We start from the raw sequence: 15,112 nt of genomic DNA on the forward strand, positions 1-15,112 counted from the left end.
TCAATTCAGGCCGGTTGCGGCCTGAACGGGTACTGCTCAATCTCGCCGCCGCGCGCGACCACCGCCGTGCTCTCGGGAATCTCCTGCCACCAGCCGGCCAGGTCCGAGAGCGGCTCGGACAGCACAAGGAACGCATTCTCGCCGGCCGCCTCGATGCGTGGATCGTCGGGATACATCTCGTGCAGATGACGGAACGAGGTGGTGTGAAACAGCGAGCGCGACTGTCCTTCACTCGAATAACGGACCGCGATGATCTGCTCACCGTCAGTCGCGCACACCGTCATGTTCAGCGGCTCGTCCACGCCATGCTTGCGGCCCGTGGCTTCGACGAAGGCGACCATCCGTTCGAGCGCGGTGACGGGCGTAAGCTCCAGCCCGAAAGTCAGCGCGAGAAAAAACAGCACTTCGGAATCGGTCGAGCCTTCGATGGAAGGGAACAGTTCGGGGTCGATCGCCACCATCAGATCGCGGCGCACCTTCGGGAAGTCGCGCACCAGCCCGTTGTGAGCGAACAGCCAGCGGCCGTGGCGGAACGGATGACAGTTGGTTTCCTGCGACGGCGTGCCGGTCGCCGCACGTATGTGCGCGACGAACAACGGTGAGTGAATCGCCCGCGCGGCCTCGCGTAGATTGCGGTCGCTCCACGCCGGCTGGATGCAGCGGTAACGAAACGGAATGTCGGTAGGGTGTCCATACCAGCCGATCCCGAAACCGTCGCCATTGGTGGTGGTGTGGCCGAGCCGAGAATGCAGGCTCTGATCGATCAGCGAATGTCGGGCGTTGAACAGCACTGTTTCGAGCTGAAGCGGATTGCCGGTATACGCGAGCCAGCGGCACATGATTGATCTCCTGTCGGTCTATACATGAAGAACCCGGTCGGCATGATGTATGTCAATTCTCAACCGCAGAAACGACAATACCATTGCAAGCATCGTGCCTTCGACGCAGGGTACCTGGCGAAGATTAGCCGCACGGCTGCGGATCAGATTGACCATGACGCGCCGTGCGTGTCACCATATCGCTCGGTTGCCGACGTGTCGGGGGGGAGGGCAAGGCAACCGGTCAAGCATGAAGCGGACGTCAGCTCCGCGCTTGTAAGTTTCAAATCCTGTTGTGACCTTGCACCGATCTAATCTGATAGAGGCAGGACGCACATGAGCCACTTTCTGGACAGGTTACGTTACTTTACGGCCCCTCGTCCCCAGTTTTCGGATGGTCACGGAGCCGTCACAGACGAAGACCGGCAGTGGGAGGATGCTTACCGACAGCGCTGGCAGCACGACAAGATAGTTCGCTCTACACACGGAGTGAACTGCACGGGGTCATGCTCGTGGAAGATCTATGTCAAAGGCGGCATCGTCACGTGGGAAACGCAGCAGACGGACTACCCGCGCACCCGGCCCGACATGCCCAATCACGAGCCGCGTGGATGCTCGCGAGGCGCATCCTACTCGTGGTACCTCTATAGCGCGAACCGCCTGAAATACCCGCTCGTGCGCAGTGCGCTCGTCAAGCTCTGGCGCGAGCGCCGCGCCTCGCTGGAACCCGTGCAAGCCTGGCAGTCGATCGTCGAGGACGAGACGGCGCGGCGTGGCTATCAGAGCCGCCGGGGCCTCGGCGGCTTCATTCGCTCCACGTGGGACGAAGTGAATGAAATCGTTGCCGCCGCCAACGTCTATACCGTCAAGCACCATGGACCCGACCGGGTGATCGGCTTCTCGCCCATCCCGGCGATGTCGATGGTCTCGTATGCGGCGGGTTCGCGATATCTTTCGCTGATCGGCGGCGTTTGCCTGAGCTTCTACGACTGGTATTGCGACCTGCCGCCTGCCTCGCCGCAGACGTGGGGCGAGCAGACCGACGTGCCGGAGTCGGCGGACTGGTACAACTCCACTTTCATCATGATGTGGGGGTCGAACGTCCCGCAGACGCGCACGCCGGACGCGCATTTCATGACGGAGGTGCGCTACAAGGGCGCGAAGATCGTCTCCATCTTCCCTGACTATGCGGAAGGCGCGAAGTTCGGCGACATCTGGCTGCACCCCAAGCAAGGCACCGACGCGGCGCTCGCGCTCGCAATGGGTCACGTCATCCTGAAGGAATTCCATCTGGCAGGTAAGAGCGACTACTTCGTCGACTACTGCCGACGCTTCACCGACATGCCGTGTCTGGTGCGCCTCGTGCCGCATGGCGACGCCTATGTGCCCGAACGGCTCGTGCGCGCCTCGGACTTCGACGACGCGCTCGGTCAGGCCAGCAATCCGGAGTGGAAGACCGTGATGATCGACACGGCGAGCAATGACTTTATCGTGCCGGTCGGCTCCGTGGGCTTTCGCTGGGGACAAAAGGACGGCGAGGACAAGGGCAAATGGAACCTGAAGTCCGAAGCGGCCTCAGGCGCGCCGGTCACGCCGCGGCTTTCGCTCGCCGATGCGCATGACGACGTGCTCGACGTGCTGTTCCCGTACTTCGGCAATATCCAGCACCCGCATTTCCATCACACCACGCATGCTTCGCAACTTTCGCGCCGGATCGGCGTGCGCAGGATCGCCACCCGCAATGGCGAGATGCTCGTCGCCACGGTCCACGACCTCTTCGTTGCCAACTACGGGCTCGACCAGGGGCTCGGCGGCGAGCACATCGCAAAGGACTACAACGACGATGTGCCGTACACGCCGGGATGGCAGGAAGCGATCACGGGTGTCAAGCGCGCGGATGTGATCTCGGTGGCGCGCCAGTTTGCGGAGAACGCGCACAAGACCGAGGGCAAGTCGATGGTGATCATCGGAGCCGGCATCAATCACTGGTTCCACATGGACATGGCCTATCGCGCGATCATGAACATGCTGATCATGTGCGGTTGCATCGGCAAGTCGGGTGGCGGCTGGTCACACTACGTCGGCCAGGAAAAACTGCGGCCGCAAACGGGCTGGACCGCGCTCGCCTTCGCGCTGGACTGGCACCGCCCGCCGCGTCATATGAACGCGACATCGTTCTTCTATGCGCATACCGACCAGTGGCGCTACGACCCGATGAACCCCACGGCGCTGCTCTCGCCGCTAACCGACCCGACGCGTTTTCACGGCGCGCCGATCGACTACAACGTGCGCGCCGAGCGCATGGGGTGGCTGCCGTCCGCGCCGCAACTGGCGACCAACCCGCTCGATTACGGGCGGGCGCTGGCTGACCCGGCGCAGGCCGGGGCAACGGTCGTCAGCGATCTGAAGTCCGGCAGCCTGCGCATGGCCTGCGAGGACCCGGACAATCCGGTCAACTTTCCTCGCAACCTGTTCGTCTGGCGCTCGAACCTGCTCGGCTCGTCGGGCAAGGGGCACGAATATTTTCTGAAGCACCTGCTCGGCACGACCAATGGCGTGCAGGGCGAGGAAGTGTTCAAGTCCGGCCACCCGCGTCCTGAAGAGATCGCCTGGCACGACGAGGCGCCGCGCGGCAAGCTCGACCTGCTCGTCACGCTCGATTTCCGCATGTCGACCACCTGCATGTATTCCGACGTCGTGCTGCCCACCGCGACGTGGTACGAAAAGGACGACATGAACACGTCCGACATGCATCCGTTCATTCACCCGCTGTCGGCCGCGGTCGACCCGGCCTGGCAGTCGAAGAGCGACTGGGAGATCTTCAAGGGCATCGCAAAGCGATTCTCCGAGTTGAGCCAGGGACACCTCGGCGTCGAACGCGACATCGTGCTCGCGCCGATCGCGCATGACACCCCGGCCGAACTCGCCCAGCCGTTCGACGTGCAGGACTGGAAACATGGCGAATGCGAGCCGGTGCCCGGCAAGACCATGCCCTCGGTGCTCGTGGTCGAGCGCGACTACCCCGGCACGTACGCGAAGTTCACCTCGCTCGGGCCGTTGATGGACAAGCTCGGCAACGGCGGCAAGGGCGTGAGCTGGGACACGAAGGAGGAGGTCGCGTTGCTCGGGGACCTCAACTATCGGGTCGCCGAAGCGGGCTGTGCGAATGGCCGTCCGCGCATCGACACGGCGCTCGATGCCGCCGAGGTCATCTTGTCGCTCGCGCCCGAGACCAACGGCGCGGTGGCCGTCAAGGCGTGGGACGCGGTCTCCGCGATGACCGGGATCGAACACGCGCACCTCGCCGATGCGCGTGCCGACGAAAAGATCCGCTTTCGCGACATTCAGGCCCAGCCGCGCAAGATCATCTCGTCGCCGACCTGGAGCGGTATCGAATCGGAACACGTTTCGTACAACGCGGGTTACACCAACGTGCACGAGCTGATTCCGTGGCGAACGGTGAGCGGTCGCCAGCAGCTCTATCAGGATCACCTGTGGATGCGTGCGTTCGGCGAGTCGTTGTGTGTGTACAAGCCCCCGATTGAAACCGGCAGCTATGAGCACATGGAGCAGGTGCGCTCGAACGGCAACCCGGAGATCGTCCTGAACTTCATTACGCCGCATCAGAAGTGGGGCATCCACAGCACCTACACCGACAACCTGCTGATGCTCACGCTCTCGCGCGGAGGACCGATCGTCTGGATGTCGGAGGCCGATGCGAAAGCGATCGGCGTGGTCGATAACGACTGGATCGAGTGCTACAACGCGAACGGCGCACTGTGCGCGCGCGCCGTGGTCAGCCAGCGTGTGCCGCGCGGCATGGTGCTGATGTATCACGCACAGGAAAAGATCGTGAACACGCCCGGCTCGGAGATTACCGGCACCCGTGGCGGCATTCACAATTCGGTCACCCGCGTGGCGCTCAAGCCGACGCATATGATCGGCGGCTACGCGCAGCTCGCGTATGGCTTCAACTACTACGGCACGGTGGGATCGAACCGCGACGAGTTCCTGATCGTGCGCAAGATGAAGCAGATCGACTGGCTCGACGAGACCCCGCCTCTTACCATGAGCCCACCTGTCCGGCCATTGCGGCAAGGAGAAGCATCATGAAAGTGCGTGCGCAGATCGCGATGGTGCTCAACCTCGACAAGTGCATTGGCTGCCATACGTGCTCGGTGACCTGCAAGAACGTCTGGACGAGCCGCGAGGGCATGGAATACGCGTGGTTCAACAACGTTGAGACCAAGCCCGGCATCGGCTACCCGAAGGACTGGGAGAATCAGGAGCGCTGGCGCGGCGGCTGGACACGCCGCACCGACGGCAAGATCGAGCCGCGCCAGGGTAACAAGTGGCGGCTGCTAGCCAAGATCTTCGCCAATCCGCATTTGCCGGAGATCGACGACTACTACGAGCCCTTCACCTTCGACTACGCGAACCTGCAGGAAGCGGGCGATGCGAAAGCGATGCCGGTGGCTCGGCCGCGCTCGCTGATCAGCGGCGAGCGGCTCGAGAAGATCGAATGGGGGCCGAACTGGGAGGAGATCCTCGGCGGCGAGTTCGAGAAACGCTCGAAAGACTACAACTTCGAGGACGTGCAGAAGGACATCTACGGGCAGTTCGAAAACACCTTCATGATGTATCTGCCGCGGCTGTGCGAACACTGCCTGAATCCGAGCTGTGTCGCGTCGTGCCCCTCGGGCTCGATCTACAAGCGCGAAGAGGACGGCATCGTGCTGATCGATCAGGACAAGTGCCGCGGCTGGCGCATGTGCGTATCGGGCTGCCCGTACAAGAAGATTTACTTCAACTGGCAGACCGGCAAGGCGGAGAAGTGCATCTTCTGTTATCCGCGCATCGAAGTCGGCCAGCCCACGGTCTGCTCGGAAACCTGTGTCGGCCGCATCCGCTATCTCGGCGTACTGCTTTACGACGCGGATCGCATCAACCAGGCCGCCAGCGTCGAAGACGAACACGATCTGTATGAAGCGCAGCTCTCGCTTTTTCTCGACCCATTCGATCCGAAGGTCATCGCCCAGGCCGAGTTCGATGGCGTGCCGGCAGCCTGGATCGAAGGTGCGCAGCGCTCGCCTATCTACAAGATGGCGATCGACTGGAAAATCGCCTTCCCGTTGCATCCGGAATTCCGCACGCTGCCGATGGTGTGGTACGTGCCGCCGCTATCGCCGATCAACGCGGCGGCCAACAGCGGCGAACTCGGCATGCACGGGTATCTGCCCGATGTCGACGCGCTGCGCATCCCGCTGCGTTATCTCGCCAACCTTCTGACCGCCGGCAAGGAACAGCCCGTCAAGCTGGCACTCGAACGGCTGCTGGCAATGCGTGCCTTCATGCGCGCCCGCCATGTCGACCAGATCGAAGTTCCCGGCGTGCTGACCCAGGCCGGCTTGTCGGTCGCCCAGGTGGAGGACATGTACCGCTATCTGGCGATCGCCAACTACGAAGACCGCTTCGTGATTCCGACTACGCATCGCGAGTATGCGGAAGATGCCTTTGACCTGCGTTCATCATGCGGCTTCTCGTTCGGTAACGGCTGTTCGGACGGCAAGTCGGAAATGAGCCTGTTCAGCACGAAGAAAGGCCGTCGCACGATCCCCATCCGGCAGGAGTCCTGATATGAAATCGACTGCCACGCCAACCGGGCTCGTCTACTCCGTGCTCGGCGCGCTGCTGGACTACCCGGACGAACAGTTGCTGAAGGCGTTGCCTGAGGTCCGTCCACTGCTGGACGGCGAGCGCGCCTTGACCCGCGAATCGAAGGCCGGCCTCGAGCGCTTCCTCGAATACTTCGAAGCGCGTGATCTCATGACGCTGCAAGAGAACTACGTCGCGCAGTTTGACCGCGGACGGAGCACTTCGCTCTATCTGTTCGAGCATGTGCATGGTGAATCGCGGGATCGGGGCCAGGCGATGATCGACCTGCTGCAGATGTACGAGCAGCACGGACTCTATCTTGCGTCGGGCGAACTGCCCGACTATCTCCCGGTGTTCCTCGAGTATCTGTCGCGCTTACCGGGCGAGGAAGCACGTGCATTGCTCGCGGAAACGGCGGAGATCTTGCAATCGATCGCAGCTCAACTCACGAAGCGGGGCAGTGCCTACGGCTTCGTGGTCGGCGCGCTGGCGACCCTCGCGGGCGTGCGCGGGGCCGATACGCCGCGCGAAATCAGCGGGGACGACGCGCACTCACCGCCTGGCCCGGCCGATTATCACGCGCTCGACGCAGCCTGGGTCGACGAGCCGGTGCGCTTCGGCGGCGCGCCTGCCCCGGCGCAGGAGCCCATCCGTTTTTACGACCGGCGTCCCGACGATAGCGCTCACTCGACGCCGGCACGCAACCGCTCTCAGGAGAACCGGCATGGATGACTACTTCCATCAGTTCCTGTTCGGAATCTATCCGTACATCTGCCTCGCGGTACTGCTGCTCGGCAGCCTGATCCGCTTCGACCGTGAGCAGTACACGTGGAAGAGCGATTCGTCGCAACTGCTGCGGCACGGTCAGCTGCGCCTCGGCAGCAACCTGTTTCATTGGGGCGTGCTGGTGGTGGTGCTCGGCCATTTCGCCGGGTTTCTTGCACCACACTGGCTGGTGTCTCCGTTCCTGAGCGCCACGGGTCACCAACTGGTGGCGATGGTGGCCGGCGGCGTGTCGGGGGTCGTGGCCATCATCGGCCTGACCATCCTGATACATCGACGGCTGACGGACGCGCGGATTCGCCACAACAGCCGCACGTGGGACATCATCATCGTGCTGATGCTGTGGGTGCAACTCGCACTAGGTCTTGGCACCGTCGTGCTGTCGATGCACCACATGGACGGCGTGTTGTTCGAGCAGTTGAGCGACTACGTGAAGGGGGTCGTCACGTTCCGGCCGGGCGTGGCAGGACTGCTCATCGGCGTGCCGCTGACCTATCAGGTGCATATCGCACTGGGCTTCACGATCTTCCTGGTCGCGCCGTTCACGCGGATGGTCCACATCTGGAGCGGGATCGCCTCGGTCGCGTATCTGATCCGTCCGTACCAGCTGGTACGCAAGCGTTGAGGCAACCGGGATGAGCACCATGCCGCCCTCCGGGCTTGCGGGAGCCGCGCGAGAGGATATAAACGAGGCTGCCACGCTAAGCGTCAATGGCGTCGTGATCGATGCTGCGGCGATTGCCGAAGAGGCGCGCCATCACGCCGACGCCGCCGATGCGCTCGCAGCCAGCCGGCGCGCGCTCGCGATCCGCGAGCTGTTGCGACAGCGCGCTTGCGCGCTCGAACTGATCGACGATGCCGTTGCGCTTGACGACGCCGCGCTCGATCGGCTGCTCGGACGCGAGCTTTCCGTGCCGGCCGCGACGCGTGCGGACTGCGAGCGCTACTACGCGACCCATGCATCGCGCTTTGTGCGCAATGAAATCGTCTACGCGAGCCACATCCTGTTCGCGGTGACTCCGCAGACGCCGCTCGCCCTGATCCGCGGCAAGGCCGAGGCGACGCTGGGCGCGGTACTCGCCGCGCCGGAGACCTTCGAAGCCGTGGCCCGCGACCTGTCGAACTGCCCATCGGGCGCGGTGGGTGGCAGCCTGGGTCAACTGCTGCGCGGCGACAGCGTGCCCGAGTTCGAGCGCGCAGTGTTCGACACGCAGGAGACAGGCATGCTGCCTCGCCTCATCAATACGCGTTTCGGCTTTCACATCGTGCGCATCGAGCGCCGCGTGCCCGGCACGCCGGTGCCATTCGAGGACGTCGAGGCGGAGATTGCGGGATTTCTTGACGAGCGCGTACGACAGAAGGCGATGCAGCAGTACGTAACGATCCTCGCGTCGCGTGCCTGTATCGAAGGGACCGAACTGGGTGAGACCAACGGACCACTGGTCCAATAGACGATGGAGCTTGCATGAGTGCACCAAGTGGTACCGGCCGACCGGCCGTGGAACCGGTCGTATCGGCGAAGGCGTGGTCAGTCCTGTTTGCGAGTACGTTTGCATTTCTCGTCTGTTTCGTCGTCTGGATGATGTTCGGCGTGCTCGGCGTGCCATTGCGCGAGGAACTGCAATTGAACAGCACCGAGTTCGGCATGTTGACGTCGACCCCGGTGCTGACAGGGGCGTTGATGCGTCTGCCCCTCGGCACATGGACTGACCGCTTCGGTGGCCGTATCGTGATGACCGTGTTGCTGGTCGTTTGTGCGGTGCCGGTCTATATCGTCAGCTATGCGACCGTACTGTGGCAGTTTCTGCTGATCGGACTCTTTCTCGGCTGTGTCGGTGCATCGTTCGCCGTGGGTACGCCGTATGTCGCGCGGTTTTTTCCGCCTGCGCGCCGCGGCTTCGCCATGGGTTTCTTCGGTGCGGGCACCGCGGGCGCCGCGGTCAACCTGTTCGTCACACCGTCGTTGCAGGCGGCTTATGGCTGGCGTTTCGTGCCACGAGTCTATGCTGTCGCGCTGCTCGTGACGGCCGTGATCTTCTGGTTCGCGTCGGCGCCTGATCCGGGTGCGGGGAAATCGAAAGGATCGTGGCTCGATTCGTTCAAGGTATTGCGCGATCCCAACGTTTGGCGGCTGTGCCAGTACTACTCGATCACCTTCGGCGGCTTTACCGCGCTATCGCTCTGGATTCCGCAATATCTGAAGGCCGAGTACGGGATGTCGCTGGTGATGGCGTCTGCATTCGCGGCGGGATTCTCGTTGCCGGGGTCGGTGTTGCGGGCCGTAGGCGGAGCGCTGGCGGATCGCCTGGGTGCGCATAGCGTGACCTGGTGGGGGCTATGGGTCGCGTGGATTTGCCTGTTTCTGCTCTCCTATCCGCCGACCGATTTCGTGATTCACACGATCGACGGTACCGCGAGCATTCACCTGCGGGTGTCCATCTATGCATTCGTTGCGCTGACGTTCGTGCTCGGCGCCGTTTTAGCGTTTGGCATGGCGTCGACCTTCAAGTACGTGGCCGACGATTTTCCGGAGAACATGGGCGTCGTCACCGGGATCGTAGGACTTGCAGGGGGCCTTGGCGGCTTCCTGCTGCCGATTATCTTCGGCATATTGCTGGATTTTTTCCGGGTACGTTCCACCTGCTTCATGTTCCTCTACGGGATCGTATGGGTTTCGCTGATCCTGATTTACCTGTCGGAAGTGCGTCGCACGCCGGTCGCGGCGGGTCACGTTGCTTAGCCGCGTTGGTGTTTGCTCCGTGAGAATGGAGGTGCCCGATGAAACGCCGCGAACTATTGGTTGCGCTGGCCGCAGGCGCGATCGCCGAGGGAACCACGAGCCTCGCGCAGGCGAGCCCGGCGAAATTCACCAATGAGACTGAGTTGCCCAAGCCCAAGCTCGCCGGCTCGGTCTCGCTTGAGGAAGCCATCGAGAAACGCAGGTCCGTACGCAGGTTCGGGCCGGACCCGCTGCCTGTCGACACCATCGGCCAGTTGTTGTGGGCCGGGCAGGGCATCACCGGCGGGGACCGCTTTCGCGCGGCTCCGTCGGCCGGCGCTTTGTACCCGCTTGAACTTTACGTGGTGACCCCTGCGCAGGTGATGCACTACCTGCCTCAAGGCCACCGGGCCGAGACGCGGGACTCGCCCGACCTGCGTCCGAAACTGCAAGCTCTTGCAGTCGGGCAAGCGTCTGTCGGGTCGGCTCCGGCCCTGATCGTGATCGCCGCCGATGCCGGTCGGCTCTCCGAGAGGTATGGCGCGAGAGCCAAGCCGTATACCGACCACGAGGTCGGGCATGCGGCCCAGAACATACTGCTTCAGGCCACCGTTCTCGGGCTTGTGGCCGTGCCCGTTGCCGCCGTCGAAGGGCCTCCTGCGGCGCACGCGCTCGCCCTGCCTGCCGGCCAGACTGTCGTCTATCTCATTCCGGTGGGCTTTCCGGCGGCCTGAGTCGCCGCTTCGACGGGCCAAGCCGGCGCTCACGGAGCGTCCGTCGGCCAGCGCGACGACTATTCCTCCGCTTCGCCTCGTCGTTTCAGCAGGTAAGTATCCATGATCCAGCCATGCCGCTCGCGTGCATCGGCGCGGATACGCTCGATTTGATCCACCACGTCACACAGTTTGCCCGCCAGCAGGATTTCGTCTGGCGTGCCGACGTATGCGCCCCAGTAAATGTCCAGATCCTCGTTGCAGAGTTGCCGGAAAGCGTTCTGCGCATCGAGCATGACGACGACGCTATCCACATTGTCCGGGAAACCCTCCGCGATACGCCGTCCGTTCGTGATCGCGATCGACTGGCCAATCTCGTTCAACGCGATCCGGTGTTTCGCCGCAAGCGCCTGCACGCTGCTGATTCCCGGAATGACCTCGTACTCGAACTCATGCCGGCCGCCGCGCGAGATCGCACCGATGATCCGCACCGTGCTGTCGTATAGCGACGGATCGCCCCACACGAGAAAAGCGCCGCATTCGCCGTCTGACAGCTCTTGCGCAATCAGACGCTCGAAAACCCGCTGCTTTTCCTGATTGAGTTCCCGGACGGCTGCAATGTAATCGCGCTCGTCACGTTTGCGTTCGGGACTCGTCGTCTGCACGATCCGGTAGGCCCGGTCCTTCACATAGCGCTCGATAATTTCCTTGCGCCATGCAATGAGCTTTCGTTTCGGCAGGCCTTTGTCCATGACGAAAAAGACGTCGACCTGATTGAGCGCATTGACCGCCTGAATGGTCACGTACTCGGGGTTTCCCGCGCCTATGCCGATAATCAGTATCCGTTTCAACGATCAACTCCGAACGACGCACCAGCGGCTCGACGTCAAAACCTACGTCTCCCGCTTGCTGCGCCCATACAGCAGCAACATCGCCGCGATCACCACGCCGTAGATGATCTGACGCCCGGCCTCCGGCATCTGCGCGACCGAGAGGATCGACTGCAGCAGCGTGATGAGGATCGCGCCGGCGACGGTGCCGAGGTACGAACCCCGTCCGCCCAGAATCGACGTGCCGCCGAGTACGACTGCCGCGATCGCCGGCAACAGGTAGGCATCGCCCATCGACTGCGCCGCCTTCGACGCATAACCCGCGAGCAATACGCCACCAAACGCGGCGAACCCGCTGCAAACGGCAAACGCGGCCACGGTCACGAGTCGCGTATTGATGCCGGAAAGATACGCCGCGCGTTCGGTGTTGCCGATCGCGTACAGCGTCCTGCCGAAGGTCGTGCGCGACAGCAGGAATATCGTGGCGCCGCCGATCACCACCCACAGCGCGACGGCATTCGGCACGCCCGGTACGAGCCAGCCCGCCGCGAGCCAGCGCATCACCTCGGGCGCGGAATCCTGCGGCGACGATCCTCCGGTATAGACGATCATGATGCCTTGCGCGACCGCATTGGTCGCGAGCGTCGCGATCATCGACGGGATGCGCAGCAGCGCAACGAGGATGCCGTTGACGATGCCGATCAGCACGCCGCAACCGATCCCGACCGGAATCGCGAGAATGCGCCCGAGTTCGCCGTGCCCCGCGACCGCGCACGCCATCATCGCGCCGACGGTGATCGTCCACGGCAGCGACAGGTCGATGTGGCCGAGCAGGATCACCATCATCAGGCCGGTCGCAATGATGCCGAGGAATGCGCCGACCTTCAGCTGCAGCAGGATGTATTCCGGCGACGTGAAGTTGCGCGAAAACATCCCGCCGACGAGCAGCAGCGCGACGATGCACGCGAACGCGATCACGATCGGTTTGTCGATTCTGCGCGTGAGCCTCGACACGAACGTGGTCCGGCTGGTTGCGGAAGCGTGGCTCATTGAAACCACTCCAGACGGTTGCGCACCCTGAACAACCCGGCCGCGCCGATCGCGACGGCAAGCAGAAGAATCACGCCCTGGAATAGCGGCTGCCACAGCGCATCGACGTTGAACACGAACAGCAGATCGCCGATGGAACGGAACGCGAATGCGCCGAAGACCGCGCCGATCGCGGTGCCTTTGCCGCCGAGCAGCGACACGCCGCCGATCACGACCGCGGCGATCGAAAACAGCGTGTACGAGTTCGCGCTGCCGAGGCTCGCTTCGCCGGTGTCGGTGAAGAACGTCAGAAACAGGCCGCCGATTGCGGCGAGCAGGCCGGCCAGCGTATAGCTCGCAAACTTCGCGCGGCGGATCGGCATGCCGGACAGGAAAGCCGCGGGTTCGGACGACCCGGTCGCGTACGCCGCGCGCCCGAGCGCCGAGCGTTTGAAAGGAATCCAGATGATCACGATCGCTGCGAGCAGAATCAGCAAGCTCGCCGGCAGGACGCCGGCGACCTTGCCCGTCAGTGCGTCGGCCAGAGCCTCGTTGATCGATCCGCCGGGCACAGGGCGCAGCAGCAGCGCCAGTCCGTAGTAGACGGCGCCTGTCGCTATCGTCGTCACGATCGGCTGCAGCCGGCCGAAAATGATGATCACGCCGTTCAGCGCGCCGCACAGCGCGCCCACCGCGAGCACACCGGCGATGCCGAGCGCGCTGTGCAGCGTGTCGCCCGTGACGATCCACGAGCCAACACAATTCGTCAGCACCAGCGTCGTGCCGATCGACAGGTCGATGCCGGCGGTCAGCACCACGAGCGCCTGCGCCATCGAGACGAGTGCGAGCAGTACCGCTTTGTTCGCTGCCGTCTGAAACACGTTGGCCGACAACGCCGACGGATAGTTGAACAGATAGATCGCGAACATCAGCACGAACAGGCCGAACGCGAACACCGCCCCGCGATTCTCCGCATACCAGTAACGCAGCCCGCTCATAGCGCGACTCCCGTGGAAGGCGAAATCTGTCCGACGGGCAGGTCGAGAGCACTGGCAATCAGGTTCTGCTCGGTGATCGCCGGGCCGACGAGTTCCTTCTTGATCCTGCCTTCGTACAGTACGAGCACACGGTCGCAGCAGCCGATCAGCTCGTCATAGTCGGTCGAATAGAACAGAACCGCGGCGCCTTCATCGGCGAGGCGCCTGAGCAGCTGATAAAGCTCCTGCTTGGTGCCGACGTCGATACCGCGCGTCGGGTCGCTGAGCAGCAGGATCCTCGGCTGCCGGGCCAGCCACTTCGCGATGACCACCTTCTGCTGGTTGCCGCCCGACAGCGAGCCCACGGGCGCGTCGACGCTGAACGACTTGATCGCAAGCAGCTCCATCATCCGCTCGACGAGCGACTGCTGGCGGTCGCGATCGATGACGCCGGCGGTGGACATGCGATCGAGCGCGGCAAACGACAGGTTCTCGCGTACTGACATCGGCAGCATCAAGCCTTCGGTCTTGCGGTCCTCCGGTATCAGCGCCATACCGATTCCGTTGGCGCGCGCGGCCGTCGGACTCCCGATCGACACGGCCTTGCCGTCGATCTCGATCTTGCCAGTGCCACCGCGCAACACGCCGAACAGCGCGAGCAGCAGTTCGCGCTGGCCCTGTCCGTCGAGGCCGCCCAGCCCGAGGATTTCACCAGGCTGCAATGAAAAGCTGATGCCCCGCAGCGTGTCGCTCCACGCGAGATCATGACAGGCGAGAACCGGGGCGGTGGTGGGGCCGTCCGCCGGTTTGGCCGCGGGTTTGGCAGGAAACGCATGCTGGTACTTCCGGCCGATCATCATTTCGACGACCTCATTGTCGGAGCGCGTGCCCGCCTCGAAGCTCATCACATGACGACCGTTCCGGTAGACCGTACATTCGTCCGCGAGCGCCTTCACCTCGTGCATGCGGTGCGAGATGAACAGCAGCGCGAGCCCCTCTTCGCGCAGGCGCTTGAGCACCTCGATCACGCGCGCGACGTCGGCCGCGGTCAGCGCCGAGGTGGCTTCGTCGAGGATCAGAATGCGCGGCGCGTGTGCCAGGCCCTTCGCGAGCTCGACCATCTGCTGGCGCGACAGCGGCAGGTCGCGGACTTTCGCGAGCGGATTGATGTCGGCGGCGCCCGCTCGCGCGAGCGCCTCCTCGGCCTGACGGCGCTGGGCCCGCCGGTCGATCATCCCGAAACGTCGCGGCGGGTTCGAAGCGAAGATGTTGTCCGCCACGCTCAAGTCGGGGATCAGCGACAACTCCTGATACACGCAGACAATGCCGTCCGCGTTCGCCTCGGCGGGCGACGCGAACGAGACCTCCCGGCCATCGAGGTGCATCGTCCCTTCGTCCGGCTGCACGACGCCGGACATCACCTTCAGCAACGTGGACTTGCCCGCGCCGTTCTCGCCGAGGATCGCGTGAATGCGGCCCTTGCAAACTTTGAGTTCGGCGTGATCGAGCGCGACGGCGCCGCCGTAGCTTTTCGACACGCCGGACATCTGAAAGAACGGCTGCTCCGCATCCTGCCGCATGCTTCGTC

12 protein-coding genes are annotated in these 15,112 nt (G+C 63.5%); 7 read left to right on the top strand and 5 right to left on the bottom strand.

All coding sequences use genetic code 11. The annotated features are described in order from the left end of the window. Positions 1-5: 5 nt before the first annotated feature. Entirely contained in the window at positions 6-839 is an 834-nt protein-coding gene (locus L0U81_RS19720; protein ID WP_233805199.1) for a class II glutamine amidotransferase, read from the bottom strand. Between the two features lie 315 nt (positions 840-1,154). On the opposite strand from L0U81_RS19720, the gene L0U81_RS19725 reads away from it, so the two are divergent. From L0U81_RS19725 to L0U81_RS19755, 7 genes are read left to right on the top strand one after another with little or no spacing between them, the layout of a single operon-like run. Then, entirely contained in the window at positions 1,155-4,931 is a 3,777-nt protein-coding gene (locus L0U81_RS19725) for a nitrate reductase subunit alpha (protein WP_233805200.1), read from the top strand. Further along, on the top strand, positions 4,928-6,454 hold the full coding sequence (gene narH / locus L0U81_RS19730) for a nitrate reductase subunit beta (protein ID WP_233805201.1): 1,527 nt from the start codon (positions 4,928-4,930) through the stop codon (positions 6,452-6,454). The genes L0U81_RS19725 and narH overlap by 4 nt, the downstream gene beginning before the upstream one ends. Before the next feature lies 1 nt (position 6,455). Beyond that, a complete protein-coding gene (gene narJ / locus L0U81_RS19735; RefSeq protein WP_233805202.1) occupies positions 6,456-7,205 on the top strand; it encodes a nitrate reductase molybdenum cofactor assembly chaperone in 750 nt (249 codons plus the stop codon). After that, positions 7,198-7,881 (top strand): respiratory nitrate reductase subunit gamma, encoded by a 684-nt coding sequence (narI, locus tag L0U81_RS19740; RefSeq protein ID WP_233805203.1) that lies wholly within the window; start codon positions 7,198-7,200, stop codon positions 7,879-7,881. The genes narJ and narI overlap by 8 nt, the downstream gene beginning before the upstream one ends. A 10-nt stretch (positions 7,882-7,891) precedes the next feature. After that, the gene (locus L0U81_RS19745) at positions 7,892-8,707 is read left to right on the top strand and encodes a peptidylprolyl isomerase (RefSeq protein ID WP_442793436.1); all 816 of its coding nucleotides are present in this window, start codon (positions 7,892-7,894) and stop codon (positions 8,705-8,707) included. A 14-nt stretch (positions 8,708-8,721) separates the two neighbouring features. Next, entirely contained in the window at positions 8,722-9,996 is a 1,275-nt protein-coding gene (locus tag L0U81_RS19750) for an MFS transporter (protein ID WP_233805204.1), read from the top strand. 38 nt (positions 9,997-10,034) lie between these two features. Further along, positions 10,035-10,709, top strand: coding sequence for a SagB/ThcOx family dehydrogenase (locus L0U81_RS19755; protein WP_233805205.1), 675 nt, complete (start codon positions 10,035-10,037; stop codon positions 10,707-10,709). A 59-nt stretch (positions 10,710-10,768) separates the two neighbouring features. On the opposite strand, the gene cobF is transcribed toward L0U81_RS19755, so the two are convergent. From cobF to L0U81_RS19775, 4 genes are read right to left on the bottom strand one after another with little or no spacing between them, the layout of a single operon-like run. Then, complete coding sequence (gene cobF, locus L0U81_RS19760) at positions 10,769-11,539, bottom strand: precorrin-6A synthase (deacetylating) (RefSeq protein ID WP_233805206.1); 771 nt, start codon at positions 11,537-11,539, stop codon at positions 10,769-10,771. Positions 11,540-11,581: 42 nt separating this feature from the next. Beyond that, on the bottom strand, positions 11,582-12,568 hold the full coding sequence (locus L0U81_RS19765) for an ABC transporter permease (RefSeq protein WP_233805207.1): 987 nt from the start codon (positions 12,566-12,568) through the stop codon (positions 11,582-11,584). Further along, positions 12,565-13,545 (bottom strand): ABC transporter permease, encoded by a 981-nt coding sequence (locus L0U81_RS19770; protein WP_233805208.1) that lies wholly within the window; start codon positions 13,543-13,545, stop codon positions 12,565-12,567. Before L0U81_RS19770 ends, L0U81_RS19765 begins: the two co-directional genes overlap by 4 nt. Then, complete coding sequence (locus L0U81_RS19775) at positions 13,542-15,104, bottom strand: sugar ABC transporter ATP-binding protein (protein WP_233805209.1); 1,563 nt, start codon at positions 15,102-15,104, stop codon at positions 13,542-13,544. Before L0U81_RS19775 ends, L0U81_RS19770 begins: the two co-directional genes overlap by 4 nt. Positions 15,105-15,112 lie beyond the last annotated feature (8 nt).

The sequence above is a fragment of the Paraburkholderia sp. HP33-1 genome (assembly GCF_021390595.1).
Lineage (GTDB): Bacteria > Pseudomonadota > Gammaproteobacteria > Burkholderiales > Burkholderiaceae > Paraburkholderia.

Bases quoted from the DNA above. Each gene is read 5' to 3' on its own strand.
- L0U81_RS19720 (WP_233805199.1), bottom strand. From the start codon at position 839: ATGTGCCGCTGGCTCGCGTATACCGGCAATCCGCTTCAGCTCGAAACA.
- L0U81_RS19725 (WP_233805200.1), top strand. From the start codon at position 1,155: ATGAGCCACTTTCTGGACAGGTTACGTTACTTTACGGCCCCTCGTCCC.
- narH (WP_233805201.1), top strand. From the start codon at position 4,928: ATGAAAGTGCGTGCGCAGATCGCGATGGTGCTCAACCTCGACAAGTGC.
- narJ (WP_233805202.1), top strand. From the start codon at position 6,456: ATGAAATCGACTGCCACGCCAACCGGGCTCGTCTACTCCGTGCTCGGC.
- narI (WP_233805203.1), top strand. From the start codon at position 7,198: ATGGATGACTACTTCCATCAGTTCCTGTTCGGAATCTATCCGTACATC.
- L0U81_RS19745 (WP_442793436.1), top strand. From the start codon at position 7,892: ATGAGCACCATGCCGCCCTCCGGGCTTGCGGGAGCCGCGCGAGAGGAT.
- L0U81_RS19750 (WP_233805204.1), top strand. From the start codon at position 8,722: ATGAGTGCACCAAGTGGTACCGGCCGACCGGCCGTGGAACCGGTCGTA.
- L0U81_RS19755 (WP_233805205.1), top strand. From the start codon at position 10,035: ATGAAACGCCGCGAACTATTGGTTGCGCTGGCCGCAGGCGCGATCGCC.
- L0U81_RS19765 (WP_233805207.1), bottom strand. From the start codon at position 12,568: ATGAGCCACGCTTCCGCAACCAGCCGGACCACGTTCGTGTCGAGGCTC.
- L0U81_RS19770 (WP_233805208.1), bottom strand. From the start codon at position 13,545: ATGAGCGGGCTGCGTTACTGGTATGCGGAGAATCGCGGGGCGGTGTTC.
- L0U81_RS19775 (WP_233805209.1), bottom strand. From the start codon at position 15,104: ATGCGGCAGGATGCGGAGCAGCCGTTCTTTCAGATGTCCGGCGTGTCG.